At 56.9% G+C, this 25,838-nt stretch carries 25 protein-coding genes and 1 tRNA gene; 7 read left to right on the forward strand and 19 right to left on the reverse strand.

Features of this window, described 5'->3' with window-relative positions; all coding sequences use genetic code 11:
• Positions 1-2: 2 nt before the first annotated feature.
• From HJ583_RS11035 to HJ583_RS11050, 4 genes are all read right to left on the reverse strand, one after another.
• Positions 3-1,394, reverse strand: a complete 1,392-nt coding sequence (locus HJ583_RS11035) for a sigma-54-dependent transcriptional regulator (protein ID WP_217423370.1) — start codon at positions 1,392-1,394, stop codon at positions 3-5.
• Positions 1,384-2,943, reverse strand: a complete 1,560-nt coding sequence (locus tag HJ583_RS11040) for a sensor histidine kinase (protein WP_170021938.1) — start codon at positions 2,941-2,943, stop codon at positions 1,384-1,386. The genes HJ583_RS11035 and HJ583_RS11040 overlap by 11 nt, the downstream gene beginning before the upstream one ends.
• A complete protein-coding gene (locus tag HJ583_RS11045) occupies positions 2,943-3,185 on the reverse strand; it encodes a PP0621 family protein (RefSeq protein ID WP_170021939.1) in 243 nt (80 codons plus the stop codon). The genes HJ583_RS11040 and HJ583_RS11045 overlap by 1 nt, the downstream gene beginning before the upstream one ends.
• A 345-nt stretch (positions 3,186-3,530) precedes the next feature.
• Complete coding sequence (locus tag HJ583_RS11050) at positions 3,531-4,016, reverse strand: LEA type 2 family protein (protein ID WP_170021940.1); 486 nt, start codon at positions 4,014-4,016, stop codon at positions 3,531-3,533.
• Between the two features lie 199 nt (positions 4,017-4,215).
• Between HJ583_RS11050 and ybiB the strand changes: the two genes are divergently transcribed.
• A complete protein-coding gene (gene ybiB / locus HJ583_RS11055) occupies positions 4,216-5,127 on the forward strand; it encodes a DNA-binding protein YbiB (protein ID WP_170021941.1) in 912 nt (303 codons plus the stop codon).
• A gap of 51 nt (positions 5,128-5,178) precedes the next feature.
• On the opposite strand, the gene ppa is transcribed toward ybiB, so the two are convergent.
• The 4 genes from ppa to hemN all read right to left on the reverse strand — a co-directional run bounded on the left by ppa (position 5,179) and on the right by hemN (position 8,588).
• A complete protein-coding gene (gene ppa, locus HJ583_RS11060; protein ID WP_170021942.1) occupies positions 5,179-5,724 on the reverse strand; it encodes an inorganic diphosphatase in 546 nt (181 codons plus the stop codon).
• A gap of 267 nt (positions 5,725-5,991) precedes the next feature.
• Positions 5,992-6,417 (reverse strand): universal stress protein, encoded by a 426-nt coding sequence (locus tag HJ583_RS11065; protein ID WP_170021943.1) that lies wholly within the window; start codon positions 6,415-6,417, stop codon positions 5,992-5,994.
• Between the two features lie 21 nt (positions 6,418-6,438).
• Positions 6,439-7,203 (reverse strand): sulfite exporter TauE/SafE family protein, encoded by a 765-nt coding sequence (locus HJ583_RS11070; protein ID WP_170021944.1) that lies wholly within the window; start codon positions 7,201-7,203, stop codon positions 6,439-6,441.
• Positions 7,203-8,588, reverse strand: coding sequence for an oxygen-independent coproporphyrinogen III oxidase (gene hemN, locus HJ583_RS11075; RefSeq protein ID WP_170021945.1), 1,386 nt, complete (start codon positions 8,586-8,588; stop codon positions 7,203-7,205). Before hemN ends, HJ583_RS11070 begins: the two co-directional genes overlap by 1 nt.
• A 127-nt stretch (positions 8,589-8,715) precedes the next feature.
• On the opposite strand from hemN, the gene fnr reads away from it, so the two are divergent.
• Positions 8,716-9,414 (forward strand): fumarate/nitrate reduction transcriptional regulator Fnr, encoded by a 699-nt coding sequence (gene fnr, locus HJ583_RS11080; protein WP_101942282.1) that lies wholly within the window; start codon positions 8,716-8,718, stop codon positions 9,412-9,414.
• A 39-nt stretch (positions 9,415-9,453) separates the two neighbouring features.
• On the opposite strand, the gene HJ583_RS11085 is transcribed toward fnr, so the two are convergent.
• Positions 9,454-11,181: a PHA/PHB synthase family protein gene (locus HJ583_RS11085; protein WP_170021946.1), complete on the reverse strand. Its 1,728-nt coding sequence runs from the start codon at positions 11,179-11,181 to the stop codon at positions 9,454-9,456.
• 219 nt (positions 11,182-11,400) lie between these two features.
• Here HJ583_RS11085 and HJ583_RS11090 point away from each other — a divergent pair, with 219 nt between their 5' ends.
• Positions 11,401-11,844 (forward strand): universal stress protein, encoded by a 444-nt coding sequence (locus HJ583_RS11090; RefSeq protein WP_170021947.1) that lies wholly within the window; start codon positions 11,401-11,403, stop codon positions 11,842-11,844.
• 27 nt (positions 11,845-11,871) lie between these two features.
• Here HJ583_RS11090 and HJ583_RS11095 read toward each other — a convergent pair whose 3' ends face one another.
• The 10 genes from HJ583_RS11095 to HJ583_RS11140 all read right to left on the reverse strand — a co-directional run bounded on the left by HJ583_RS11095 (position 11,872) and on the right by HJ583_RS11140 (position 20,578).
• On the reverse strand, positions 11,872-12,126 hold the full coding sequence (locus HJ583_RS11095; RefSeq protein ID WP_235943805.1) for a hypothetical protein: 255 nt from the start codon (positions 12,124-12,126) through the stop codon (positions 11,872-11,874).
• A 46-nt stretch (positions 12,127-12,172) separates the two neighbouring features.
• A complete protein-coding gene (locus HJ583_RS11100) occupies positions 12,173-12,676 on the reverse strand; it encodes a FixH family protein (protein WP_170021948.1) in 504 nt (167 codons plus the stop codon).
• Between the two features lie 9 nt (positions 12,677-12,685).
• Entirely contained in the window at positions 12,686-14,095 is a 1,410-nt protein-coding gene (ccoG, locus tag HJ583_RS11105) for a cytochrome c oxidase accessory protein CcoG (protein ID WP_170021949.1), read from the reverse strand.
• Between the two features lie 81 nt (positions 14,096-14,176).
• Positions 14,177-15,082: a cytochrome-c oxidase, cbb3-type subunit III gene (gene ccoP / locus HJ583_RS11110; RefSeq protein WP_170021950.1), complete on the reverse strand. Its 906-nt coding sequence runs from the start codon at positions 15,080-15,082 to the stop codon at positions 14,177-14,179.
• 6 nt (positions 15,083-15,088) lie between these two features.
• On the reverse strand, positions 15,089-15,277 hold the full coding sequence (locus tag HJ583_RS11115; protein ID WP_408058194.1) for a cbb3-type cytochrome oxidase subunit 3: 189 nt from the start codon (positions 15,275-15,277) through the stop codon (positions 15,089-15,091).
• A gap of 11 nt (positions 15,278-15,288) precedes the next feature.
• Positions 15,289-15,912 carry a cytochrome-c oxidase, cbb3-type subunit II gene (gene ccoO / locus HJ583_RS11120; RefSeq protein ID WP_101942276.1) on the reverse strand — a complete coding sequence of 208 codons (624 nt, stop codon included), beginning with the start codon at positions 15,910-15,912 and terminating at the stop codon, positions 15,289-15,291.
• 13 nt (positions 15,913-15,925) lie between these two features.
• Positions 15,926-17,347 carry a cytochrome-c oxidase, cbb3-type subunit I gene (ccoN, locus tag HJ583_RS11125; RefSeq protein ID WP_101942275.1) on the reverse strand — a complete coding sequence of 474 codons (1,422 nt, stop codon included), beginning with the start codon at positions 17,345-17,347 and terminating at the stop codon, positions 15,926-15,928.
• 384 nt (positions 17,348-17,731) lie between these two features.
• Positions 17,732-17,938: a cbb3-type cytochrome oxidase assembly protein CcoS gene (ccoS, locus tag HJ583_RS11130; RefSeq protein ID WP_254048218.1), complete on the reverse strand. Its 207-nt coding sequence runs from the start codon at positions 17,936-17,938 to the stop codon at positions 17,732-17,734.
• A 1-nt stretch (position 17,939) separates the two neighbouring features.
• Positions 17,940-20,393, reverse strand: a complete 2,454-nt coding sequence (locus HJ583_RS11135; RefSeq protein WP_328824872.1) for a heavy metal translocating P-type ATPase — start codon at positions 20,391-20,393, stop codon at positions 17,940-17,942.
• Between the two features lie 109 nt (positions 20,394-20,502).
• Positions 20,503-20,578, reverse strand: a tRNA-Thr gene (locus tag HJ583_RS11140).
• A 203-nt stretch (positions 20,579-20,781) separates the two neighbouring features.
• Between HJ583_RS11140 and HJ583_RS11145 the strand changes: the two genes are divergently transcribed.
• Genes HJ583_RS11145 through HJ583_RS11160 form a run of 4 tightly spaced genes read left to right on the forward strand, consistent with a single transcriptional unit; the run spans position 20,782 to position 25,830 of the window.
• Positions 20,782-24,012 (forward strand): pilus assembly protein, encoded by a 3,231-nt coding sequence (locus HJ583_RS11145; protein ID WP_170021951.1) that lies wholly within the window; start codon positions 20,782-20,784, stop codon positions 24,010-24,012.
• Positions 23,994-24,524: a GspH/FimT family pseudopilin gene (locus HJ583_RS11150; RefSeq protein WP_170021952.1), complete on the forward strand. Its 531-nt coding sequence runs from the start codon at positions 23,994-23,996 to the stop codon at positions 24,522-24,524. Before HJ583_RS11145 ends, HJ583_RS11150 begins: the two co-directional genes overlap by 19 nt.
• Positions 24,521-25,057, forward strand: a complete 537-nt coding sequence (gene pilV / locus HJ583_RS11155) for a type IV pilus modification protein PilV (protein WP_170021953.1) — start codon at positions 24,521-24,523, stop codon at positions 25,055-25,057. Before HJ583_RS11150 ends, pilV begins: the two co-directional genes overlap by 4 nt.
• A complete protein-coding gene (locus tag HJ583_RS11160; RefSeq protein ID WP_170021954.1) occupies positions 25,054-25,830 on the forward strand; it encodes a PilW family protein in 777 nt (258 codons plus the stop codon). Before pilV ends, HJ583_RS11160 begins: the two co-directional genes overlap by 4 nt.
• Positions 25,831-25,838: the final 8 nt, after the last annotated feature.

Here is a 25,838-nt window from a genome sequence, read left to right on the forward strand (position 1 = left end):
ACTCACTCGGCCTCTCCCCCCTTGTCACCCTTCATGCTCAGACGCTCCATGCGATAACGCAGCGAGCGGAAAGTTACGCCCAACACGCGTGCAGCCGCGGTGCGATTGCCAGAAGTCTTGCCCAAGGCCTCAATGATGGCGTCACGTTCGACCCGATCAAGATAATCCTGCAGGGTGCCCTCAGCGCAACCATGGGCACCTGGCGAGCCCTCACAGTCCTGCGGCTCAAGATGCAGATCCTCGACTTCAACCTGGTCCCCCAGTGCCAGTGCCATGGCGCGCTCAAGGATGTTTTCAAGTTCGCGCACGTTGCCGGGGAAGGCATAAGCCAGCAAAGCCCGCCGTGCCGCATCGGTAAGCTGCGGCGTGCGCAAACCGGCTTCTGTCGCAAGACGTGCAAGGATGTTTTCGGCAAGCGGCAGGATATCGTCACGCCGCTCTCGCAGAGCCGGCATTTTCAGTTCGATCACGTTAAGGCGATAAAAGAGATCCTGACGAAACTTGCCCTGCTCTACCCGCTCTCGCAGATTCTGGTGAGTCGCTGAAATGATGCGCACATCAACCGGTTGCTCCTGTGTGTCGCCGATACGCCGCACACGCTTTTCCTGGATGGCGCGCAGCAGTTTGACCTGCATGGCCAGCGGCAAATCAGCGACCTCGTCGAGAAACAGCGTGCCGCCGTCGGCCGCCTGGAAGAAACCTTCCCGATCAGCATCCGCCCCCGTGAAAGCACCCTTGCGATAGCCGAAGAACTCACTCTCCATCAGGTTCTCCGGAATAGCACCGCAGTTGACGCCAACAAAGGGTTTGTCCGAGCGCGCGCCGAAACTGTGGATCAGGCGAGCGGCGCGCTCCTTGCCACTGCCGGATTCGCCAGAAATATAGACCGGAGCCAAGCTGCGAGCGAGGCGTTCGATCATGCTGCGCACCTGCAGCATGCTGGCCGATTCCCCAGTGAGTTGCGCCACCGGTTTGCCAGCCTTCTGCTCAGCCTTCGGGATCTCGAGGGCCGATTTGACCAGTGTGCGCAGTTGCTCGAGCGACACGGGCTTGGAGATGTAATCGAAAGCGCCGGCCTTGAGTGCCGCCACCGCGTTGTCCGTGCTGCCGTGAGCAGTAATCACGGCAACAGGCAAGTCGGCGCAATGAGTGGCGATGTAGCGCACAACATCCAGCCCTTCACCATCCGGCAGGCGCATATCCGTCAGGCACAACCGGTACTGGCGCTCACTGGCCAGACGGATCGCCTCTTTCACCGAGCCTGCAGCGTCCACACCCAAGCCCATACGCACCAGCGAAAGCTCGATCAATTCGCGGATATCTTCCTCGTCATCAACCACCAGCACGTCGGCACCCCGCACACGGCCACGACGCTCCATGCTCTCACTGCTCATGCAGCCTCCTTACAATCAGATGAAATTCCGCCCCGCCCGCAGCATCCAGCAAACTCAGATCAGCCGCATTGGCCTCTGCCAGCTCGCGAGCCATGTATAACCCTAGGCCGGTCCCCTTGGGGTCGGAAGTAAAAAACGGCTCGAACACCTTGCTCCGATCCTCTGACGGAATGCCCGGGCCGTCATCACGAATGGTAAACAGGCCACGTGCTTCGTCGAGCCGCTGCACATTCAGATGAATGCTGCCGGGCTGGCCGCAACAATAACGACGCGCGTTGCCGAGCAAATTGGAAAGGATCTGATAGAGATGCACGCGATCAAAATTCACCCACACCTCCTGCGGTACATCGAGCACCACCAGCGTCATCACATCGGCGTGCTGCAGGGCATATTCTTCCAGAAAGGTCCGGCAGAACTGCCCCAGCTCGAGGCGCTCACTGGTCAGGCGATCACGCCGGCCAAGTTCCAGCACATCCCGCACAATGCGCTCGATGCGGGCCGTATTGTCATGAATGATCCGCACCAGACGCTGCTGGACCTCTCCTCGCTTCTCTTCCAGCAAAAGCTCACCAGCGTGCGAGATCGAGGAGAGCGGATTGCGGATTTCGTGCGCAATATTGGCAGTAAGTCGCCCCAGTGCAGCGAGCTTCATCTGCCGCGCACGCGCCAGAACCCGCTCGGTATCTTCTACATAGAACAGCAAATCGGCACCCTCGCCAGTCGCCAGCCGCCGCACCTGGAGTGATGCGCCGGTCTGCTCGTTCTGGATGTGGACGCAGAAATCAGTCTCGACGTGCAGCACCGCTCCAGCCTCCAGCGCCGGCACACACGCACTCAGCGCCGAGCCAACATCCAGCCTCACACCGAGCAGCTCGGCCGCACGTGGATTGGCCTGGCGAATCCGACCACGCTCATCGACCACCACTACGCCCTCCTGCATATCCTCGATGATGCGGGCATTGACGCGTAACTGGCGTGCCAGGTCTAGTCCACGCTCCCTCGCCAACGCTTCATTGGCCAGCGCACGCCGGGCCAGCATGCGGGCCACGATGGCCACCGCAAAAAAACCAATGCAGACGATCGCAGCCTGTGGCAGATCTTCCGTAGTTCGCTCTCCACTCAGCATACGGGCGGCCTGATCGATCAGCACTGCAATCGTCGCCAGCGAAGCGGCCCCCAGCACCATACGGCCCTGGCCAATAAGTCCGGAACCTGCAATGGAAGTCATCATCAGGAACGGCACACCGCTGCGATAGCCCCCGCTGGCATACATGAACATCGCTAGCACGATGATGTCCAGTGCCGCCTGCAATCCCAGCGTACGCTCGCCGTAATGCGGGCTGCCAGCATGCAGCAGGAAGAAGGTGAAGGCCATCACCCAGTAGGCCACCACCGCCACGATGAACACATCTGGCGCCTTCTGGCCGAAGCTCAGCACACCGCCGAAAATCGCAAAGGCGCTCGCCACGACGATCCGGTACAGATTGAAGTAACGGATCGAAACCGCGCGTGCATCCGGAGCCTCGAATCCGGTCAGTACTGCAGTCATCAGTGGCCGCCCCCCACACCAAGATGAGCATGCTCGGGCGAGCAGAAGTCCCGCCCACCGTCACTTACCGCCTCACTCTCTGGAACCAGCAGGCCGCAATGCGCGCACCCCACCATGCGCTCGGGTTCCGCAGGTGCAGCCTGCTCCGCCCCCCGCTCTTGCGGCGCATCAGAGCGTTGCCACCAGCGGCGCACAAAGTGAACCGCCAGCAACAAGAGGAAAAACAGCAAAAGATTGCGCATGCCTGCTCCAGCATTTCAGGAACCGCGAGTGTATCCCGGAGGCCCGCTCGGTCCAATTCATCAGGCGCCGCAGACGGAATAACGGCCTCCCAAGACCATCAGCGTATCCCAACGTGATGATCAGAGAAGGCCGCTTCACAACCCGTGGCGACACCTCCAACAAGATCGGCTCCATGCTTAAAGTCCTGATCATGCAGGCGACGAATGCGCCTCTACACATCCACGCTGCACCGATCTGGCGAGCGATCAGGCAGAGGCCTGGCTATCTTGCCCCGCACGGGATCAGGTCAGCCCATTGATGAAGCCATTCCCAACGTGCGTGTTTTTACAGACCGAACACTCTTACTAAAATCCTATCCGCTCGCCATTCCCGGCCGGGGCAGGCTTGGCTGCACCACCGAGCAGCTTGCTGACATCCAGTTCGCCCGGCTGATCGAAGGGCGTACGGCCATATCCCTTGATCTGTGCCTCACCCTTCAGGCGATAGTGGAGCTTGCCATCCCCCCCGGTCAGCTCCGGCAACCGACGTAATAACCCCAGCACTTGCGCATCCGCATCAACATCTACCCGACCTTCTCCGCGCTTCGGGATAGTCACCGGCGCACTCGATCGCCCACTGGCAAATTGGCTGTCGCCAACCAACACTTCAAACACCAGGCTTTCGACACCGATATCCAGCGCATTCGGATTTGTCACCCGCAACTGCAGGCGCAGTTTCTGCTGAAAGAGATTGCCACCGGAAATCCTCACATCCATCAAAGCTACTTGAGGCCTTTGCCAAACCGGAGCACAAGCAGCCAGCGCCAGCAGACACAGCAGCCACTTACGCATGGTCAGCCGCCTCACTCAGGTCATCCAGCACAGACGCCATCGACTCCACCAAGCACGACCATACGACCTGCTCATGCTTTGCACGAACTAGATCAAAACCCACAGGCCCGCACGTGAGGCCCAGCCCGATAAAACCGATTTTCATGTCTAGCCTTTCTGTCGATTTGGCGTGCGACGTTTGCCAAGCGATAATCAGTACATGAATTACGCAGCGATCATCAAGGAAATTGGCCGGGGCACCAAGGGCGCGCGCGACATGTCGCGCGAGCAGGCTCTGGAACTGTTCGGCCAGATTCTGGACGGCAAGGTAGCAGATCTGGAGTTGGGCGCCATCTTGCTTGCCCTACGCATCAAAGGAGAAAGTCCAGACGAACTCCTTGGCTTCAAGGCAGCACTGGATGAGCGCACTCGCCAGGTAGAAGTTCCTCCAGGCCTGCGCTGCGTTGTACTGCCCACCTACAATGGCGCCCGCAAACAACCCAACCTGATGCCGCTGGTAGCCTTGCTGCTGGCGCGCGAAGGTGTGCCGGTACTGATTCAGGGACGGCATGATTTCGAATCCCGCGTCAGTCCCTTTGATCTACTATCGGCGCTTGGAGTTGAGTGCGAACGCAGCCTGCCCGATGCTTCAACCGCGCTAGCAACACGGCACATCGCCTGCCTGCGCCTGGACATGCTGGCGCGCGGCCTGGACTGGTTGCTAGGCCTGCGCCTTGTGCTCGGCGTACGTAACAGTGGTCACACCCTGGCAAAACTGCTGGACCCCTGCCGAGGCCGCAGCGTGCGCGTAGTAGGCGTCACCCATCCACCCTATCTTGAATCCATGCAGGCACTGCTTGAAGCAGAGCAAGCCACTGCACTACTGATGCGGGGCACAGAAGGAGAGGCTTACGCAGCCCCGCGCCGTCGTCCGCGCCTGCTTGGTTTCTGCGACGGGCAACCAGAAGAGTTATTTCCCGCAGCTGAGTTCGATCTGGATCCAAGCAGTGAAGCGGCTTGCTCGGTCAGCGAAAATGCGGCGCTGATCCGACGCATACTCGATCGCGAGATTCCGGTACCACAACCGATACGCGATCAGGTCTGCGCATTGGCCAGCCTGGCCCGTTCCTGAAAAAAAGCCTGCATCACGCAGGCTTGGTTATTCCAAACGGACCATCGCGCCTCAATCCGTCTCATCTCCAGCCTTGGCATTGAAAGCGGCGACACCGGAATAGATTTCCTGACGTGCAGCGTCAATACCATCCCAGCCCAGCACCTTGACCCACTTGCCTTGTTCCAGATCTTTGTAGTGCTGGAAGAAGTGCTCAATCTGGCGCAACAGCAGATAAGGCAGATCCTGATAGGTGCGGATGTTGTCGTACAGCGATGTAATCTTGGGCACAGGCACTGCCAGTACCTTGGCATCTTCACCAGCCTCGTCAACCATGCGCAACACACCTACCGGGCGGCAGCGAATCACCACCCCAGGAATCAACGCAAACGGAGCCATCACCAACACATCAACCGGATCGCCATCACCGGAAATGGATCGCGGCACGTAACCATAGTTGCAGGGATAGGACATCGAAGTGCCCATGAAGCGGTCCACATAGACCGCGCCGGTATCCTTATCGATCTCGTATTTGATCGGATCGGCGTGCGCCGGGATTTCAATGATGACATTGACGTCATCCGGAACATTCCCCGGCGGTACATTGTTGAAGCCCATGCAAAACCCCTCGTTGGTGTAGTCCGGTTTTATCGTTATGTGTTCATTTCACGCTCAGGCGGGCGCAATTGTCATGCTTTTCGTCTGCCCTGCCTATCAGTAGTCCTACCGACCCATGCGCCCTTAGGAGCTGTTTCCGATCTTGCTGCGAGGCCGTGATCAGGGCTCATGCACAGCACGAAATCCTCATTGATCAACATAAACACCGGTTCCTGTGCTGCTCTTCACCCTGCTGACGGCCTCTCGCTACAGATAGGAAACAGCTTCTTAGCGCACCAGCGTCACCGGCCGGTGCGCCAGTGCCACCACCCGCGCAGCCACTGAACCCAACAAGGCTTGAGTCACTGCGCCGCGTCCGTGCGTACCCATCCACACGGCATCGCACTCCAAATCATTGACGGCATTGGCAATCGTTTCGCCCGGCGAACCCACTCGCACATGCTGCTCGACATCAAGCCCAGCCGCACGCAGACGCTCGGCAACAGGCTGCACAACTGCCAGCCCCTCTTCGTGGTAGTAAGCGTCAACTATCTCGCGGGCCACGTGACGCGTCGCAAAACCAATCGGGATCGGCAGGTGCACATACAACACATGAACCTTGGGCATCTCGCGCAAACGAGCAGAAAAGGTCAACAAGGCCTCCACCACACGTGCGGAGTATTCAGAACCATCGACAGCCAACAGGATGTTCATAGTCTTGTCCCCGTCAAAAACTCACACCTCGCAGATCACACCTGCCCACAACAACCCACCGAGTTCAGGCGCACGGATCAGGCCATAGATGCCAAAAAACAGCACCACAAGACCAGCCACTAATCTGAAAGAACGGCTGCGCACCAGATTTCTGTAACGTGCAAGGAGGATGCCAGCGAAGAGCAGGTTCGGCAGGGTGCCTGCCCCGAAAGCCAGCATCAACCCGGCCCCCCGCACAGCCGAGCCATTCACCAGCGCTAGCGACAGCACACTGTAGGTCAAGCCACAAGGCAGGAATCCCCACAGAAATCCTACTGGCAGGGCCTGGCGCCAGCTTCGCACAGGCAAGAAACGCTTGCTCAGCGGCTGGATACGCCGCCACAGAAGCTGCCCGCCACGCTCCACGCCAGCCAGTGCGCGGGTGAAGCCCATCAGGTAAAGCCCCATGCCAATCAGCATCAGATTGGCCAGAACGAAGAGCATCAGCTGCAGCGGCAGGACGCGATTGAAGAGCATGCTCGCCGAACCGATCGCACCGACCAGCCCTCCGATCAGGGCATAGCTTGCGATACGTCCGAAGTTATAGGCTAGCTGACGCGACCACACCGGAGCAGCCCCCGGAACCGGCGATGAAAGCGCGCTGACGATGCCACCACACATGCCGATGCAGTGAGCACCACCGAGCAAGCCAATCAGAAAAACGGAGAGAAAACCGCTGGCGGAAAAATCAGACACACCAAGCCCTTCGAGGGATACGCCCCAGTCAGCCAGGGCGCCTCCGACCATCAGATCACGCGGGAATAGCGCCGCTTCTCACGGTCGCTACGCAAGTAGGCGTCAAAAACCATGGCGATGATTCGTACCAGCATGCGCCCAGCCGCGCTGACCTGAACGCCATGCGCGTCAATACTAAGCAAACCAGCAGCACCAAGCTCACGCAAGTCGTTCAGCTCTGCCGCGAAATACTCCTCAAAGCGAACCCCGAACCGGCTGGACATAAGCTCAAAGGACAGCGAAAAGTCGCACATCAAGGTCTGGATGACCGCATTGCGCAGCTCGTCATCCGCACTCAAAGCCCAGCCACGCATCACGGGCAATTCGCCGCGATCAAGGGCTGCGTAGTAGGGATCAAGCTCGCGCTGGTTCTGGCTGAAAGCCCCGCCCGCCTTGCCAATAGCGGACACCCCGAAGGCCAGCAGATCGCATTCGGCATGCGTCGAGTACCCCTGAAAGTTGCGCTGCAGGCGCCCCTCACGCTGAGCCACCGCCAGCTCGTCATCTGGCCGTGCAAAGTGGTCCATACCGATGAATACATACCCTGCAGCCCCAAGGCGCTCGATGGCAAGGGCAAGGATCTGCAGCTTGGCGTCCGGAGCAGGCAGGTCCGTCTCGTTGATCCTTCGCTGCGGCATGAAGCGGCTCGGCAGATGGGCATAGTTATAGAGCGCCAACCGATCCGGCTGCATCGCCAGAACCGTATCCAGGGTACGGCCAAAGCCCTCCACACTCTGGTGTGGCAAACCATAAATCAGATCCACACTGATCGAACGAAAACCCTCCGCACGCGCAGCATCGATCACCAACCGGGTTTCCTCGACGCTCTGGCGACGATTTACGGCTGCTTGCACCTTCGGATCGAAGTCCTGAACCCCCACACTCATGCGGTTAAAGCCTTCACGCGCGAGCAAGGCCACGGTCTCGGCGCTCACCTTGCGCGGATCAACCTCAATGGAGAACTCCCCTCCTGCCTGCAGCGTGAAATGCTGCCGGATCGCACTCACCAGACGAAGAATCTCCTCTGGCTGCAGAAAAGTAGGAGTCCCCCCACCCCAGTGCATCTGTGCGACCGGCCGAGGAGCCGGCAGCAAGGCTGCCTGCATGGCCATCTCGCGCTCAAGATAGTCAATGTACTTCGCCGAACGTGAGTGATCCTTGGTGATCACCTTGTTACAGGCACAGTAGTAGCAGATGGTGTTGCAGAAGGGGATGTGGAAATACAGCGACAACGGGCGAGTGCCCTGCGGCGTTGAGAGGCGAGCAAGGTGCCCGGCCTGGCTTTCCGGTGTGAATTCGGCCAGAAAGCGGTCTGCCGTAGGATATGAGGTATAGCGCGGGCCCGGCACGTCAAACCGGCGGATCATGTCGGGGTCGAACTGGATCGTCTGGAGCACGATTCGATTTCTTTTGAGTTAATCAGCCAAGATCGCAGACTTATACCCCAAAAACGTTGATGCTGATCAATTCGCAGGGTACACTTCAAGGGTGGATCAAAAAGTAACCAAGCCCCTGCCCCCCGCCATGCGCATCGCCTGCAGTCAATGCAACCTGCGCGAGTTGTGCCTTGCCGTCGGTCTGGATGACGCGGATCTGCACAAGCTCGACGAGTTGGTCGTGAAGCGCAAGCTCAAGCGCGGCCAGCAGCTCTACCGTGCCGGTGATGCCTTTGAGGCGATGTACGCCATCCGTACCGGATTTTTCAAGACCGACATCCTCACCGAGGAAGGTCTCGAGCAAGTAACCGGTTTCCAGATGGCGGGCGAGATCTTGGGCATGGACGGGATCAGCAATGACCATCACGTCTGCAATGCAACTGCACTGGAAGACAGTGAAGTCTGCGTGATGCCCTACGATCAGCTGGAAGACCTGACACGCGACATCAAATCGTTGCAGCAACAATTCCACAAGTTCATGAGCCGCGAGATCGTACGTGACCAAAGCCTGATGATCTTGCTGGGGTCGATGCGCGCTGAAGAACGTATCGCCGCTTTTCTGCTGAACCTTTCCCAGCGCATGCGTGTGCGTGGCTATTCCGCCTCGGAATTCCACCTGCGCATGACTCGCGAAGAAATCGGCTCCTATCTTGGCCTCAAGCTGGAAACCGTGAGCCGCGCCTTCTCAAAGTTCCACGACGAAGGCCTGATCGGTGTTCAACAGAAACATATCCGCATCCTCAATGCGGATGGCCTCAAGGCACTCCTGAACCACGCTCCGAGCTGACCACTGAGTTCTCAGGGCCCGCCAAAGGCGCTGGACGTCTCAGGTTTCCAGCACGTATCGGCCAGGAGCAGCCCCAAGGCTTTTGGGTGCAAGACTCCCGGCCTGCGGAGCCGGACGCAAGACTCCAGAGTGTGGCGCCAGCCAAGCCACCCAATCCTCCCACCATGACCCAGACTGCCACTCTGCGCGCGCCAGCCACTTTTCCGGTGAATCGGTACGGTGGACATGATCAGCCCGGAAGCGGCGCTTCGGCGGCGTAACCACTGGATTGACGATCCCAAGAATGTGCCCAGAACTGGAAAGCACGTAGCGCTTTGGCCCGCGCACAAAATTCATGATCCGAAAAGTCTGTTTCCAGGGCGCAATGTGATCATCCTCAGCCCCCACGGAATACAGGGGCTGTTCGATGCGCTCCAGATCGATAGGCTGCCCGCCCACCGTCAGCGCATCACGCTCGATCAAGCGATTATGCAGATATAGCTCATTGAGATACCAGGCATGCATGGTGGCCGGCATACGCGTGGTATCCATGTTCCAGTACAGCACATCAAAAGCAGGTGGCTTCTCTCCATACAGATAACCGTGCACGTAGTAATGCCAGATCAGGCTATTGGAGCGCAGCAAGCGGAAGGCTGAAGCCATTTCCTTGCCTTCCAGTACTCCCTTGCGACGCATCGCGTCGGTAAGGAAGCGCACACTCCCTTCGTCGATGAAGACTTCGATATCCCCAGGAGCAGAGAAATCGGTCAGCGTGGTGAAAAGCGTCCAGCTGGCAACCGGATGTTTTTCGGTGGGATACTGACGTGTAGCCCAAGCCATGTAGATCGACAGGGCCGTGCCGCCAATGCAGTAACCAGAAGCATTCACCTTGTCGGCATTCGACAGCTTGCGCGCGGTATCGACAATGAAATCAATGCCTTCGGTGATGTAGTGATCGAAACCCACATCATGCATCGACTGATCCGGATTCTTCCAGCTGGTGATGTAAACATCGATCCCCTGATCAAGCAGATAGCGCACCATGCTTTTCTTCGGAATCAGATCCAACACATAGAATTTGTTGATCCAGGGTGTAACGATAACCATCGGCCGCGCATGCACTTGTGGCTGGATCGGAGCATAGCGGATGACTTCCAGCATGCGGTTACGCGCAACAACTCCCCCCACCGTAGTCGCAAGATTCTCGCCCACCTTGAAGTCGTCCGGACTCGTCATGCGGATATCACCTGCAGCCAGATCCGCCAGAAAATTCTCCATCCCCCGACGCAAACTCTCGCCATTGCTTTCCGCAGCCAGGCGCTGAGCAACTGGGTTGCTCCAGAAAAAATTGGTCGGAGCCACCGCATTGAGATATTTTCGCCACCAGAACGCTGCTCTGCGACGTTCGTTGTCGGACAGCCCGGGAGTCTCATACAACATATCCTGGATACGCCGGGTAACCAGCAAGTACCATTCCTTGGCAATATCCCAGCTGGCATGCTCGGTCCATACGGGATCAGCGAAGCGGGTATCGTCCGGTTGCGGCACCACCGGATCTTCACTCGGAACCCCTATTGCCCGGCGATACGCATGATTGCCCACGGTCAGCAGATCATTGGAAAAACACAGCATCTGTTCAAGCAACTCTTCCGGATGCAACCCCCATGCAAGCTGGGCGTGGATAAGAGGTACAACCACCCCTAACGGATCGATCGTCGCAGTGATCTTGTCCCGCCAGTCTCGATAGGATGGGCCGGGCCCATCCAGATTCCGGCACGCTGAATTCATGGCTTGCCTCCTGCGTGAAGAGCCTAAAATGAATCAAGGCTGCGGCTAAACGAATCATGGCGGAAGCCTGCCACACGTGCACTTGGCACCCCACCGCCCTGAACATAGCCGAGGAATCTCTGCCCTCCAGCCAGAGATACCCGGACAGGCCGGAAGATTTAGTAGAAGCTGCCATCCATCACGGAACCGCAGCTCCGATTTTCATGACAGGAGGTTCGTATGTACAAGCACCTGCTCGTTCCAAGCGACGGCTCCGAGTTATCCAACCGAGCCGTCCAAAGTGCCGTGACACTGGCAAAAAGCCTGAATGCACGAGTCACGTTTCTTTACATCCAGCCAGAGTTTCCGCTGCCACTTGCGGGAGAAGGGGCCATGCTGGTCCCAGAGAGCCGTGAAGAATTCGCTCAGAGCACCCAGGAACAGGCCAAACGCATTCTTGGCCAAGCCGAGGAGGTCGCTGCGAAAGCCAGTGTTGCTGCCGCCTCGCGCACGTCGGTGAGCGATATTCCATATGAGGAGATCATCAGCACCGCTGAAGCTGAAGGCTGCGATCTGATCTTCATGGCTTCACACGGACGCCGCGGATTGGCCGGCCTGTTGATCGGCTCGGAAACCCACAAAGTTGTTACCCATAGCCAGATTCCGGTACTGGTCTACCGCTGAAAGCAAGCAGAGGGACTCGCGCGAAGATCAGTCCGGCTGAGGATTGATCTCCGCGCTACTGCGCATGAAGAACAGGGTCGCCGCAGAACTGGCCGCACACAGCAACCAGAACGCGATAAAACCGATCGAGTAGGTTGCTGTCTGGGAAAAATGAACCGGTCTCCCCAGCAGATAGAGCTGCTGGGGATCGATAAAGGTGAAAAACACTACTTCAGCCATACCTGCCATCAGGAACGATGGCCACAAAATCACAATCAGACGACTCTTCATCCATTCGCTCATCAGAAGCCCCTCCTCTCGGACATTCGTAAGCGCTTCAAACAGACGCTCAGGACTTGAAGTCCAGCACTGAAGCCAGCGGAAAAACGCCGCTTGCGATCAGTTTCCAAGTCCCCCCCTGATCTTCAAGAATGAGTTTCCAGTGACCGGCTGACAGGCCTTCAAGCACTCCTCGATACTCTCCACCTTCCCGTCGCAACTCAATATCCCGATCCAGACCCGCCTTGACGGGGCTGACAACATGCAAATTCAGACGCTGCGGAAAAGTAATCTCCCGCTCAGCCTCCAGATGCAAGACAACCTCCCGACCTCGCTGCCGGAGAGTTCCGCTCAGGCCCAATTGGCGCGCAGTTTCCTGACTCGCCAACGAGCGATTGATCTCCATGCCCTGTTTGTAATAATCATCGGCCACCAGACCATCATTCGAATGCCAAGCCAGATACCAGGTGGCAGCACCAGCTAGCACAGCCGTCAGCGGCATACTGATGATCAGCCAGGGCCACAACTGTCGATACCAGGGACGGGGATCAAGACTCATGGCAGGATTATTCATGCATGCACCTCAACGTACGATGAAAACAGCTTTTTCCCTGATCAGCAGTGAAGGGTCATCCACAGCTCTCAGTTCGAACCATATCCGGTGCGAGCCTTTTTCCAACTCGTCCATCGGCACCCGCACACGCACCGGCAAAGATTGATTGCGAGCGGGGGGCATCACAATCGCAGCATCCACACCATCCAGGCTCACACCGGGCAGGCCTGAAACCGCCAACTGGACACTCCGGTCAGACTCCGCCATGTTCATCAGGTTCAACACATAAACGTTCTCGATCATTCCGCCTTCAGCTTCTCGGGAAATGATCGATCGATCCTTGATTACATCCAGACGCAGCGGCGTACGGGTTGCTAATGCCCACACAAAGGTCACACAGATGATGCACAAGACAACGCTGTATATCAGAATACGCGGCCGCAGCACATGACGCAGGATGTCACGCCCCCCCCAATGCTGCTTAATGGCATTTTCGGTGGAATAGCGAATCAGTCCGCGCGGCGATCCCACCTTATCCATCACCTGATCACAAGCATCGATACAGGCTGCGCAGCCGATGCATTCATACTGCAAACCCTTGCGTATATCGATTCCCGTAGGACACACCTGCACGCAAATGCCGCAGTCCACACAATCGCCCAAACCTTGGGAACGGGGATCACTTCCCTTGCGACGCGAACCTCGAGGCTCACCGCGCTCCTCGTCGTAGGTAATCACCAGCGTATCCGGATCGAACATAACCCCTTGAAAGCGTGCATATGGACACATGAACTTGCACACCTGCTCGCGCATTACGCCCGCCATCAGGTAGGTAAAACCTCCGTAGAAAAAAATCCAGAACCACTCCCATCCCCCCAGCGTGAGACTGCTCAGGCCATGCAGAATTTCGCGGATCGGCGTGAAGTAGCCCACGAAGGTAATCCCGGTCCATAGCGAAAGGGCTATCCAGGCCACGTACTTGGCGCTCTTGCGCCACAGCTTGCCAACACTGGCCTCCTGCGCATCCAGCTTCATGCGCTTGGCCCGATCACCCTCGAAAAACTTCTCGATCCACAGGAATATTTCGGTGTAAACCGTCTGCGGGCAGGCAAAGCCACACCACAAACGCCCCGCTACCGCCGTAAACAGAAATAGGGAGTAGGCAGATATGATCAGCAGAATGGAGAGATAAAACACATCCTGCGGCCAGAACACCCAGCCGAAGATGTAGAACTTGCGCTCTCCGAGATGGAACAGCACAGCTTGACGATCATTCCAGGGCAGCCAGCACAGCCCGTAGAACACCAGTTGCGTAATCCACACCATCGCCCAGCGCGCCGTCGCGAATGCCCCTGTCACCGCCCGCGGATACACCTTCTGGCGCACGGCATAAAGTGAATCCCCTGCATCCTGATTATCGGTTTCCCGGGCGTCAGCCATCACTACTCTCCTGCTTTAACCACAATTGTCCTGCACCAAACGCAAGCGGGGCGCCGAAGCGCCCCGCTCATGCTTGAACCCTTACTTGGCCTGACTCTTTGACAGGCTCAACACATAAGCGGCAAGCAAATGCACCTTTTCATCACCAAGTCGCTCCTTGAAGGCCGGCATCTGGTTAGTGCGCCCCTTGCTCACAGTTTCGATAATCGTCGCTTCCGAAGACCCCCACAACCACACGCGGTCAGTCAGATTAGGTGCGCCAAGCGCAGCATTACCCTTGCCCTCAGGGCCGTGGCAAGCCACACAGTTGGTCATGAAAGCATCCTTACCGCGCTGGGCACGCAAGGAATCATGCGCCAGCCCCGAAAGTGAGCGAACGTAGTTCGCCACATCCTTCACGCCATCAGCACCTAGAACAGCCCCCCACGGAGGCATGACGCCATTGCGCCCACCAGTGATGGTGGTCTTAATCGTCGCCGACTCCCCACCGTACAGCCAGTCCGTATCCGTCAGATTGGGGAAGCCTTTGGCACCTCGCGCATCTGAGCCATGGCACTGCGTGCAGTAAGTCAGGAACAGGCGCTGCCCCATCACCTGGGCCTCTGGATCAGCGGCCACAGCCAGCAAATCCTGTTTCATATACTTATCGTAAATCGGCTTAATCACAGCATCCTCCGCCGCAACCTCTGCCTTGTACTGCCCGACAGCACTCCAGCCAATCTTGCCCTGCCAACGGCCCAGGCCCGGATAGAGCGTGAAATAGGCAATACCGAAAGCCAGAGTCAGCCAGAACAACCACATCCACCAGCGCGGCAGCGGATTGTTGTACTCCTGCAAGTCTTCATCCCAGATATGGCCATGAAGCGCAACCGGCCCCTTGACCCGCTTGGTCATGTTGGAGATCAGAACCCATATACAAAACATCAGGCTCAGGATCACCAAACCTGCAACGTAGTAATGCCAGGTATCGCTGACAAAATCACTCATGACGCCTTACCCCTCTGATTTCGATCGGGAAGCGGACTGCACATCCGCAGCTTCCTCATCCTGAAAAGGCAGCATGGCTGCCTCATCGAACCCCTTTCGGGCGGACTTACTGAAAGCCCACAGGATGATCGCCACGAAACAGCAGAAACCACCTGCCGTCACCAGCGAACGCACAAGATTGATATCCATTTCCATGGCAAGCCGCCTTATTTGTTGCCTGCCGGAATGGCCGTGCCCAGCCCTTGCAGGTAGGCCACCAGCGCATCCAGTTCAGAAACACCCTCAAGCGCCTTGGGCGCTGCAGCGATTTCCGCATCGGTATACGGCACACCGACCGCACGCAGGGCGCGCATTTTCGTCTCGATGGTCGCAACATCTGCAGCCTTGAGCGGGCGGTCCAGCCACGAGAAAGCCGGCATATTGGACTCTGGCACCACATCGCGCGGATTCAGCAGATGGGCTCGCTGCCACACATCCGAATAGCGGCCACCAACACGTGCCAGATCCGGCCCGGTACGCTTGGAACCCCATTGGAAGGGATGGTCATATACAAACTCGCCTGCCACCGAGTAATGGCCATAACGCTCGGTTTCAGCCCGGAAAGGACGAATCATCTGTGAGTGACACAGATAGCAGCCTTCGCGAACATAGATATCACGCCCGGTCAGGCGTACCGGATCGTAAGGCTTCACGCCCTCGACGGGCTTGGTCGTGGAATGCTGGAAAAACAGCGGCACGATCTCGACCAAGCCACCCACGCTGATCACCATCAGCGTCAGCACGATCAGCCAAGGAACGCTCTTTTCGATCAGTTCATTATTCAGTTTCATCTGTGCTCTCCCCTCAGTGCGCAGCAGCCGGAGCTACGACTGGCGCATCGACGGCACGACCATCAGCGATCGTGCGCACCATGTTGTAGAACATGATGAACATGCCGCCCAGATACAGCGTGCCGCCCAGCAGACGAATAATCCAGTACGGATAGCTGGCCTTGACACTCTCAACGAAAGCCCATTTCAGGGTGCCGTCAATATTGGTGTCACGCCACATCAGCCCCTGCATCACCCCAGCAATCCACAGCGATGCGATGTAGAGCACGATGCCGATGGTGGCAATCCAGAAGTGCCAGGTGATCAGCTTGGTAGAATACATTCCAGTCTTACCGTAGAGGCGCGGCAACAGGTAATAGATGGAGCCGATCGAGATCATCCCCACCCAACCCAGCGCGCCCGAGTGCACGTGACCAATGGTCCAGTCGGTGTAGTGAGACAGCGCATTCACCGTCTTGATCGACATCATCGGCCCCTCAAAGGTCGACATGCCGTAGAACGATAGCGAAGTGATCAGGAACTTCAGGATAGGATCATCCCGCAACTTCTCCCAAGCGCCAGAGAGCGTCATCACCCCGTTAATCATGCCACCCCAGCTGGGAGCCAGCAGAATCAGCGAAAACACCATACCGACTGACTGAGTCCAGTCAGGCAGCGCCGTGTAATGCAGATGGTGGGGGCCTGCCCACATATAAGTGAAGATCAGGGCCCAGAAGTGCACAACCGAAAGACGGTAGGAATACACCGGGCGACCGGCTTGTTTCGGCACAAAGTAATACATCATGCCGAGGAAGCCTGCTGTCAGGAAAAAGCCCACAGCATTGTGACCATACCACCACTGAATCATTGCATCCTGAACTCCAGCATAAGCCGAGTAGGACTTGAACAGGGAGACTGGAACAGCAGCCGAATTCACGATGTGAAGTAGCGCAACAGCAAGAATGAAGGCACCATAGAACCAGTTCGCCACATAGATATGGGGCGTCTTGCGCTTGGCGATAGTGCCGAAGAAAACTACGGCATAAGACACCCATACGATGGCTATCAGGATATCAATCGGCCATTCAAGCTCGGCGTACTCCTTTCCTGAAGTCATGCCCAGCGGCAGCGTGATCGCCGCCAGCAGGATCACCAGCTGCCAGCCCCAGAAGGTAAAGCTGGCAAGCTTGGGCAGAAACAGATTCGTGTGACAGGTCCGCTGTACCACGAAGTAGGAGGTCGCGAACAGCGCACAGCCACCGAAAGCGAAAATCACCGCATTCGTATGCAGGGGGCGCAGCCGCCCGAAGTGAAGGAATTCGTGGACATTGAGTTCGGGCCATACCAGCTGGGCCGCGATGATCACGCCCACCAGCATGCCGACGATACCCCATACCACCGTCATGATCGCGAACTGTCGTACGACTGAATAGTCGTAAGTCGCCTGGGTTTGCATAAGCCACCTCGTGTTGGAGAAGGAACCCAGCGCCTGCCAGTCTGTCAGATGTCATCGAAAGCTACCTGACGGCAGATGCAGTCAGGCAATGCACGACAACTTGAAGCAGCAGGAGAGCCTCACCCTGCTCTCTTGAGCCCGGATTGACGTACATCAACCGGGTTTTTGCGCTGGCGCAAATCCTAGCACAACAGAAGGGTCTTTTCGGCCCCCAGGAAAACCTGTAGACGAAAAAAAGGGTGCGACAAGCGCACCCCCAACCCCAACAGAGAGACTTCACGAAACCCCAGAATTAGCTCTGAAGTTTCGCCGCCGACGCCCCCGTCGGCATGGGATGCAGTATGCAGGAGTGCGAGAAACACGGCTTGACTGAAATCAAGCGTCCTACACCAAAGTGCTATTTTTCTCGCCAGCTCCCTGAGCGCTTTCCGCATCGCGCGCCGGCGCACGATCATCATCCATCATCAGCTTGAAAGCAGGCCCTTCCATGTCGTCGAACTGCCCGTCCTTCACTGACCACCAGAACAACCAGGCAATGACAAAAACCAGCACTACCGACAGGGGGATCAATATATAGAGGCTGCTTTCCACGTCAGTTTCTCCGCGCGATACGCAAAGCATTCAGTACGACGAGCAAGGAACTACCTCCCATGCCAATCCCCGCCATCCAGGGCGTAACCCAACCCAGCGCAGCGGCCGGAATGGCCAGAAGATTGTAGGCAAAGGCCCAGATAAGATTTTCGCGGATAATCGCCTGCGTCTTGCGCGCAATCTGTCGCCCGAGCAGCAAACGCTCAAGGTCGTCTCCCAGCAGAACTAAATCCGCCTGATTTCGCGCCAGCTCCGTCCCACCTGCCATAGCGATTGACACCTGAGCCTGCGCCAGAACCGGCGCATCGTTGATACCGTCTCCCACCATTGCCACGATTTTCCCTTGCGCTTGCAAGGCAGTCAGTTGGGCGTACTTGCCTTCAGGCAAAAGCTCAGCACGCGCATCCTCTACTCCCAGGCGATCGGCCAACGCACGTACCGGCAAACGGCCATCGCCACTGAAAATGCTTATTCCACAGCCTTCTGCTCGCAAACCTGAGATAAGTGCTGACGCAGCCCCACGCACGCTGTCTGCCAGAACGAACATCGCCAACCAAGCACCTTCCCGCGCTAGAAAAACTACGCTGTCACCTTGTGCCGACACAAAACTGACGGGTAAAGCCTGCACAGCCAACTCCGCAACAAAATCCTCCCGCCCCAATGCCAGACGCACCCCCTTCACCTGTCCAAGCACCCCTTGTCCAGGATGAATGCGAACCTCATCAGCTATCGGCACCTCAGCCTTTGGCCCGGCATCAACCAGAGCACGCGCCACGGCATGCTCCGAATGGAGTTCCAGCGCCGTAGCCAGAGCCAGCACAGACTCCCGACTCTCGCCTTCCACGCAAGCAACATTCACCAGCCGCAACCGCCCCGTCGTCAGTGTTCCCGTCTTGTCGAACACGAAATGATTTGCCCGAGCCAAAGTCTCAATGGCATGCCCACGCGTCACCAACAATCCAGCACGAGCCAGTGCGTCAGTTGCTACAGTCAGCGCCACCGGTGTTGCCAGCGATAAAGCGCACGGGCAACTCACCACCAGAACGGCAACACAAATCGACAAAGCACGAGCAGGCTCAGACCACCACCAATAGACTCCGACCCCAGCCGCCAGAACCAGCAGCAGCACCGTAAAAACCAGCGAAACCCTGTCCGCCTGCGCCACGATCCGCGGGCGCTCAGCACTTGCCCGCTCCATCAAGCGACGAATCGTCGCCAACCGGGTAGCCTCCCCCACTTGCTGCGCCTCAATTTCCAGCGCCCCCGTACCGTTCAGGCTCCCCCCCAGCACCCGCGAGCCCTGCTGCTTCGCCACAGGAAGGCTCTCGCCGGTCAACCAGGCCTCATTCACCTCACTGACGCCTGCGCGCACAACTCCGTCCGCCACAATGGTTTCACCAGGACGCACCAACAAAACATCCCCGACCGCCAGACTCGACACGGCCACCTGCTCTTCTACAACACCATCAGCGCTCAATCGACGGGCAAACACAGGCAGCAAACGCCCAAGCGTTTCGGCACCACGCGTGGCTCGCTGCCGGGCCAGCATCTCCAAGTAGCGTGCGCCCAGTAAAAAGAACACAAACATCGTGACTGAGTCGAAATAGACCTCGCCCGCGCCACGGAGTGTGGCCCACACACTCGCCACAAAAGCCGCCCCCACTCCCAACGCTACCGGCACATCCATGCCCAGTCTGAGCAAACGAAGGTCGCGCCAAGCACGCGAGAAGAAAGGCGCCGCCGAATACAGCACCACCGGCAAGGTCAACACCATGCTCGCCCAACGCATCAAACCGCCAGCTACCACGCTGATATCGCCCTCAGCCGCGATATAGGCAGGAAAGGCATACATCATCACCTGCATCATCCCGAAGCCAGCCACAAAGAGCCGCCACAGGGCAGTACGCCGCTCCTTCTGAGCCAGTAGCTCAGAGCGCTGTGGGTCATAGGGATGGGCGCGATAGCCAATTGCCGCCACGGCAGCCAGAATCTGCGAGAGTCGTACATCTTCCTCGCGCCAGCGGATGCGCGCACGCCGCGTCGCGTAATTCACCTGTACAGCAACAACACCAGACAGCGTCGCCAAATGTCGCTCATTGAGCCAGACGCAAGCAGCACATGTGATGCCCTCCAGAATCAGATCAGCCTCACGCTCCCCACCAGCCAAAGGCCGCACAAAGGCCTGCTGAAACTCGGGATGGTCAAACAGCCCCAACTCCGCCAACGCTGGCGGTAAAACCACCTCACCACGATCCGGAAAAGCCTGTCGATGCTGGTAGTAATCGGCCAGCCCGCCCGTCACGATCGCCTCGCACACCGCCTGGCAGCCGGCGCAGCACATCTGTCTCGGGATTCCCTCCACTGGAACAAACAGCACTGTTCCTGCGGGCACAGGCTGGCCACAATGGAAGCAGACTATCCCGGCAGAAGAGCTTGTAGAAAGGGCGGAAGGCACGATCGGGCGGATCCAAAGAGAGCTGCGGCCGCCGATTCTATCCTGCAGGCACAGCGAGCCCAGCAAACAAAAAAGGCCGCTCCTGATGGAGCGGCCTTTTCGGCGGAACTGGTGCTGCTGACCGGAATCGAACTGGTGACCTACTGATTACGAATCAGTTGCTCTACCGACTGAGCTACAGCAGCGAAGGACGCGGATTGTATGCGAACAACCGAGATTGCTCAACCACCTTAGACACAGATCCACCCGTCCGAAACATACGCCCCTTTGTCGCGATTTTGTTGAATTTACCATTTCAACAACCAAGACTCAGGCAATCTTAAGTAAGCCATGTCATGCAGCAACTGCAATGCTAGGCACAAACGCAATACCAGACAGCGAGGTCGCCATGAAGCGCGCACAGTTCAAGCTCAGCACCCTATCTCTCTCCATCGCACTGGCCTTCCCGGCAACCTTTGGGGCTCGTCTTGCACAAGGATCTGAGTTTTATCCTGCGCTGCCTCCAACCCTATCGAACTCGGTCACTCCCAACGTACTGCTCTACATCGACACTTCTGGGAGCATGGGGCAAGACAGCAACAACAAGTGGGTACAAACCAGCAAGTGCAACCCTGACACCCAATCTGGCGGCTACAACAAATGCATCAACGACAACATTAAAGGCTTTCGCGACGCTGTTGACAGTGAAACCGTGTCTCCAGATACAAAGATGAATATTGCAAAACGGGTTGCCAGGAATGTTGTCGCCAACAACCCGGGCGTGCGCTTTGGTTTATTCACTTTTCAGGACGAAAAACTCAACGCCAGCAATGCAACTCGCGGCGTCGGCGCTAAGCTGCGAGCTCCAGTTGCTGATATGACGGATACGAACAAGGCAACTCTCAATACTGCCATCAGCAATATGTGGGCACGCACGTCCACTCCACTCGGTGAAGGTCTTACGGAAATCACGCGTTACTTCAAGGGGGAGACATCTCTCTACAACACTTGGAGTGGAAGTTACACAAGCCCAATCCAGTATCGCTGCCAGAAAAATTTTGTGCTTGTCATTACTGACGGCATGGCAACTGATGAAGACACTCTCCCCGGTGCAGGACTCTCCGCGCTGTCTTATACCGCCCGAAAAAGTAATGGTGATGCTGTCAGCAAAAATTTCTCTATCTGCAAAAGTGCCGACACTGCAGCCGACGACGGGCTGACCGTCACCTGCCCTGCAACATTGGAAGGCTCCACAGGAACCCCAGGCTTCGACGACGATACGAGCAAGGATTACAACTGGTTTCGTGCTATCAGGGACGTTGCAAAGTATGCCTATATTTCGGATCTAAAAGTCGGCGGAACAGACGGCGACAGTAAATCCTATGACGATCCTAAGTTCATTAAGCAGAATTTGATTACCTACACGGTCGGTTTCTCCGTAGACAACCCTGTATTGGCTGCTGCAGCTACCGTTGGAGGCGGGAAATCCTACAAACCGACGGACGAAGCGACCTTAAATGCCGCTTTGACGAATGCAATCAATGACATCGTAGCCTCGGTTTCAAATGCGGGCGGCGTAGCCACGCGCAGTGAGGTGGCTTATGCCAGCAACGTCGCAATTCAGCCTGTATTTAATCCGCAAGGCTGGTATGGCGAATTACGCTGCAAAAACCTAGACAAGAGTGGAACGATCACAGGAGACTGCAGCACGCCGAAAGCTATTATTCCGGCCGCTGCATCACGCAAAATCTACACAAGCCAAGTCACATCCAGCGCAACATCTACTTTCGATTTTACTTCTGCAAATCTTGGTTTGATGAGCACCAGTCAGCAGGCGGGCTTGGGCGCTGACGCCACAGAACGCCAAAACACGATCAAATGGATTCGTGGCGAAGACGTAACAGGCCTGAGAAGCCGTCCCAACGGAAAACTGGGGGACATGGTCGACGCGCAGCCCACCATCATCGCGCAATCGTCCGGTTTTACTACTGACCCCACCTACGCCCAGTTCAAAACAGACACCGCCTCGCGCAACCTTGTGCTGGTCGGAGCCAACGACGGGATGATGCACGCTTTCGACATCGGCACGATGACCGAATTGATGGGTTATGTGCCGCATGCGGTGTATCGCAATCTTAAGTCTTTGCCAAAAACCGATTACGGGCAGGCAACTGGCACGCCTCACGCATTTTTCGTAAATGGCAGCTCACGGCGCGAAGACGTCAACTTCCCAACCACCTCTGCAGATGGGAAGACCACTACTTCCAACTGGAGAACCATTCTTGCTGGCGGGCTTGGTCAGGGCGGACAAGGGTATTACGCTCTGGATGTAACGTCTTCGAGCACTCTGACTGGCGGAGCTGCTAGCGCCGTGAAATGGGAATGGAACGACCAGCGCGATGCTCAAATCGGCTATAGCTTCAGCACACCGATTATCTACAACGTACGCACCTCGGCGACAACAGCAACACCAGCCATCATTTTCAGCAATGGCTACGAAAGCGACTTCGATGACACAGGTAGCAATGGTGGCGGCCAGAAGACAAGCAGCAAAGGCTCTGCCTTATTCATCGTAAATGCCAACACTGGCGCCTTGATCAAAAAAATTGAAGTCAAAAATGGCACGACAGAGCTTGGCAGTGGTTTGTCTAGCCCAGCGGGCTGGGATTACGACAGTGATGGGATCATCGACTACGTTTATGCAGGCGATCTCAATGGCAAGGTGTGGCGTTTTGATCTGACAAGTTCAAGTACATCAGCTTTTTCAGTTTCCACCACCCCGCTTTTTGACGCAGGCACCACGCAGCCGATTGTGCAGCGCCCAGGACTTTTCCCGACCGGCACTGATGGTGAAGTGATGGTAATTTTTGGTAGTGGCAAGCTTTTGCTCGACACGGATAGAACCGACACCAGAACGCAAACTCTTTACGGTGTAGTCGATAACTTCAAGAGCGCAGTTAGCACCGCAGCAAAGTCCAGCCTCGTGGCACAAACCATTGATAGCACCTACACAATGAGCGCGGCTGGAAAACGTGCGGGCACCTATCGCAAGATGTCAGCCAATACGGTGGATCTCGGCGTTAAACGTGGCTGGTACATTGATCTTCCTGGCGGAGAGCGCCTCGTTACCTCACCGATGGTGTATGCGGACAAAGCGCTTTTTGGAACCGGCAGCGTGCAGTCTGGAGAAGTTTGCACTCCAGGAGGAAAGGGCTGGATCATGGGCCTCAACCCGCTCACAGGCTCCACTCCGAAGAGCCGCACCGGTCGTGAATACAGCTTCGTGGATATTGATGGAGATGACAAATCCACAACTGCGGACCAGATCCCCTTCACAAGCGGCAATGCCTATGCGGGCGGGTTTGATCGCAGCGGCATGCCCACAGAACTCACTTTCGTAGCGGATCAAAGCGCAGTCGTTGAACTCACTACAGACGGAGCTTACGGCTCAGAGGGCAGCAAGATAGCCCTCCGTGAAGTCAACTCAATGGCTGTGTATCGCGCAGCTAAGTATTACTCATCCGGAAAAGGTGTCGTACTAAGCGGCACGATCGGTACCGACACCATCGATCGTGACCGGATGCTAGGTCCAGCCTCCGGCGTCCGCGTTGAAACTGGCACATGGAAGGAACTCAAGTGAGGGTTTTCTGCAATCCCCTTTCAGAGGAACCCAAGGGCTTCAGCCTCATAGAATTGATGGTTACGCTCGCGCTGATGGCCGTATTGGCCTCCTTAGCGGCTCCAAGCATGATGGATATGGTGCGCGATTCAAGACTATCAGCTCAGTCGGATGCGCTGGTGACCGCTCTGAATCTTGCTCGGCAAGAAGCTGTGCAGCAACGCAAGGTCGTCAAGCTGTGTCCAGCAAACAGTTCGAACACGGACTCTGCTTTAGCAGCATGCTCGACTACAGCCTCTTGGGACAACGGCTGGTTGATCGCAGAAGGGAACAACATCCTGAAACGCATACCGACCGGCTCGGGCGTCAGCGTCACCAACTCAGACACGAAGGTCGAATACTCAGCCACGCTGGGTAGCGTTACGGCGGTAAGCACTTTCACTCTGTGCATCAGCGGCCGTAAGCAACAGACGGTCAGCGTATCTGCCTCCGGACGAGCCACAAAAGCCATCGGCACAACGACCTGCACATGATGAACAGCAAGGAATACAAAATGTCAGCCCGCCGCTCCCAAGCTGGGGTCACGCTCATCGAGGTGCTCGTATCAATCACAGTCTTGGTACTGGGATTAGTGGGCCTTGCCGCCCTTCAAGCCAAAACCCTGATGTTGGGTCAGAGCAGCTATTACCGCAGTATTGCTGCCGATCTCGCTACCAACCTTGGCGAGCGAATTAGAGCCAATCGCTCTCCGTTTCTGGCTGACTCGACCTCAGAAGTCAAACCCGCCACCCCACCAGACTTTTCCAAGTGTGTGCAAAACACATCAGACAAAAGCACGGTAACTTGTTCTGCTCAAGACTCAGCAGATCAGGCCTATCGGGTCAGTACGGAAATGACTGATTGGAACACACTCCTGCGCTCTCAGTTGCCTGAGGCAACTTATACGCTAACCAGCGCTGCTGGTAATTATGCCGATCATTTTCGCTACACCCTTACCATCACTTGGCTGGACGACCGTAGCCAATCCAGCAACACCAGCACCAGCTACTCCGTGGTGATCGAATGATGAAAAAAAGACAGCCGGGCTTCTCGCTGATCGAATTGATGGTGGCACTGGTATTGTCAATGCTGGTAGTAATCGCACTTGTACAAATATATATCGGCACCCGCCAAACCAACCGCACGCAAGAAATGCAGGCGCGACTCACCGAAGATGGGCGATTTGCTCTGTCCATGCTGCAGCGCTTGATATCCCAGGCGGGTTATCGCCCTCCCAGCGAGGCACTTGCAGCAGATCGCTTAGCCCCTGATGCAACCACTCCTTCGACAAAATTCGTCCTCAGAACAAAAGGGGATGGCACAAATATTGTCAACTGCAATGGGGCCGCCATCGCTAGCGGAACTGACACCACACTTACCATTCAATTTGCCAGCAGCAAATTGAGTTGCATTACGAGTGGCACCACACCCGTTACTACTGACTGGATTGCCACACAGACGGGAGGCCGCGGTACCGAAGTAGTGGATTTTCAGGTCATGTACGGCATCGATACCGCAGCCGCCCCGAACACACTCGCAGATAACTATCGATGCGGAGGTGCTGGCGTCAATCGCGACTGTGTCGCAGACAGTTATGTCACCACGCTACCAACAGGCGTCACCAGCGTGCAGATCGTTGCAGTGCAACTTTGCCTGATTTTGCGTACCGAAATGGCCGACGCAGGCATTAGCAAGGCCTCTGCAGTCAAGGATTGTAGCGGCACCAATATCAGCAACTCCCAGACCGATAGCAAGCTCTATCGCCAATTCCAGAGCACGGTACTGCTCAGGAATCGCTAGAAAGAAGA

Source organism: Uliginosibacterium aquaticum (assembly GCF_012972705.2).
Taxonomy (GTDB): domain Bacteria; phylum Pseudomonadota; class Gammaproteobacteria; order Burkholderiales; family Rhodocyclaceae; genus Uliginosibacterium; species Uliginosibacterium aquaticum.

Excerpts from the sequence above, each read along its gene's own strand:
- fnr (WP_101942282.1), top strand. The coding sequence starts at position 8,716 with ATGCGCATCGCCTGCAGTCAATGCAACCTGCGCGAGTTGTGCCTTGCC.
- HJ583_RS11145 (WP_170021951.1), top strand. The coding sequence starts at position 20,782 with ATGAAGCGCGCACAGTTCAAGCTCAGCACCCTATCTCTCTCCATCGCA.
- ccoP (WP_170021950.1), bottom strand. The coding sequence starts at position 15,082 with ATGAGTGATTTTGTCAGCGATACCTGGCATTACTACGTTGCAGGTTTG.
- ccoN (WP_101942275.1), bottom strand. The coding sequence starts at position 17,347 with ATGCAAACCCAGGCGACTTACGACTATTCAGTCGTACGACAGTTCGCG.
- HJ583_RS11085 (WP_170021946.1), bottom strand. The coding sequence starts at position 11,181 with ATGAATTCAGCGTGCCGGAATCTGGATGGGCCCGGCCCATCCTATCGA.
- HJ583_RS11065 (WP_170021943.1), bottom strand. The coding sequence starts at position 6,417 with ATGAACATCCTGTTGGCTGTCGATGGTTCTGAATACTCCGCACGTGTG.
- HJ583_RS11090 (WP_170021947.1), top strand. The coding sequence starts at position 11,401 with ATGTACAAGCACCTGCTCGTTCCAAGCGACGGCTCCGAGTTATCCAAC.
- HJ583_RS11045 (WP_170021939.1), bottom strand. The coding sequence starts at position 3,185 with ATGCGCAATCTTTTGCTGTTTTTCCTCTTGTTGCTGGCGGTTCACTTT.
- HJ583_RS11040 (WP_170021938.1), bottom strand. The coding sequence starts at position 2,943 with ATGACTGCAGTACTGACCGGATTCGAGGCTCCGGATGCACGCGCGGTT.
- ybiB (WP_170021941.1), top strand. The coding sequence starts at position 4,216 with ATGAATTACGCAGCGATCATCAAGGAAATTGGCCGGGGCACCAAGGGC.
- HJ583_RS11095 (WP_235943805.1), bottom strand. The coding sequence starts at position 12,126 with ATGAGCGAATGGATGAAGAGTCGTCTGATTGTGATTTTGTGGCCATCG.
- ppa (WP_170021942.1), bottom strand. The coding sequence starts at position 5,724 with ATGGGCTTCAACAATGTACCGCCGGGGAATGTTCCGGATGACGTCAAT.
- HJ583_RS11070 (WP_170021944.1), bottom strand. The coding sequence starts at position 7,203 with ATGGTCGGAGGCGCCCTGGCTGACTGGGGCGTATCCCTCGAAGGGCTT.
- HJ583_RS11035 (WP_217423370.1), bottom strand. The coding sequence starts at position 1,394 with ATGAGCAGTGAGAGCATGGAGCGTCGTGGCCGTGTGCGGGGTGCCGAC.
- ccoG (WP_170021949.1), bottom strand. The coding sequence starts at position 14,095 with ATGGCTGACGCCCGGGAAACCGATAATCAGGATGCAGGGGATTCACTT.
- HJ583_RS11100 (WP_170021948.1), bottom strand. The coding sequence starts at position 12,676 with ATGAATAATCCTGCCATGAGTCTTGATCCCCGTCCCTGGTATCGACAG.
- HJ583_RS11160 (WP_170021954.1), top strand. The coding sequence starts at position 25,054 with ATGATGAAAAAAAGACAGCCGGGCTTCTCGCTGATCGAATTGATGGTG.
- HJ583_RS11115 (WP_408058194.1), bottom strand. The coding sequence starts at position 15,277 with ATGGAAATGGATATCAATCTTGTGCGTTCGCTGGTGACGGCAGGTGGT.
- HJ583_RS11050 (WP_170021940.1), bottom strand. The coding sequence starts at position 4,016 with ATGCGTAAGTGGCTGCTGTGTCTGCTGGCGCTGGCTGCTTGTGCTCCG.
- ccoO (WP_101942276.1), bottom strand. The coding sequence starts at position 15,912 with ATGAAACTGAATAATGAACTGATCGAAAAGAGCGTTCCTTGGCTGATC.
- HJ583_RS11150 (WP_170021952.1), top strand. The coding sequence starts at position 23,994 with ATGGAAGGAACTCAAGTGAGGGTTTTCTGCAATCCCCTTTCAGAGGAA.
- pilV (WP_170021953.1), top strand. The coding sequence starts at position 24,521 with ATGATGAACAGCAAGGAATACAAAATGTCAGCCCGCCGCTCCCAAGCT.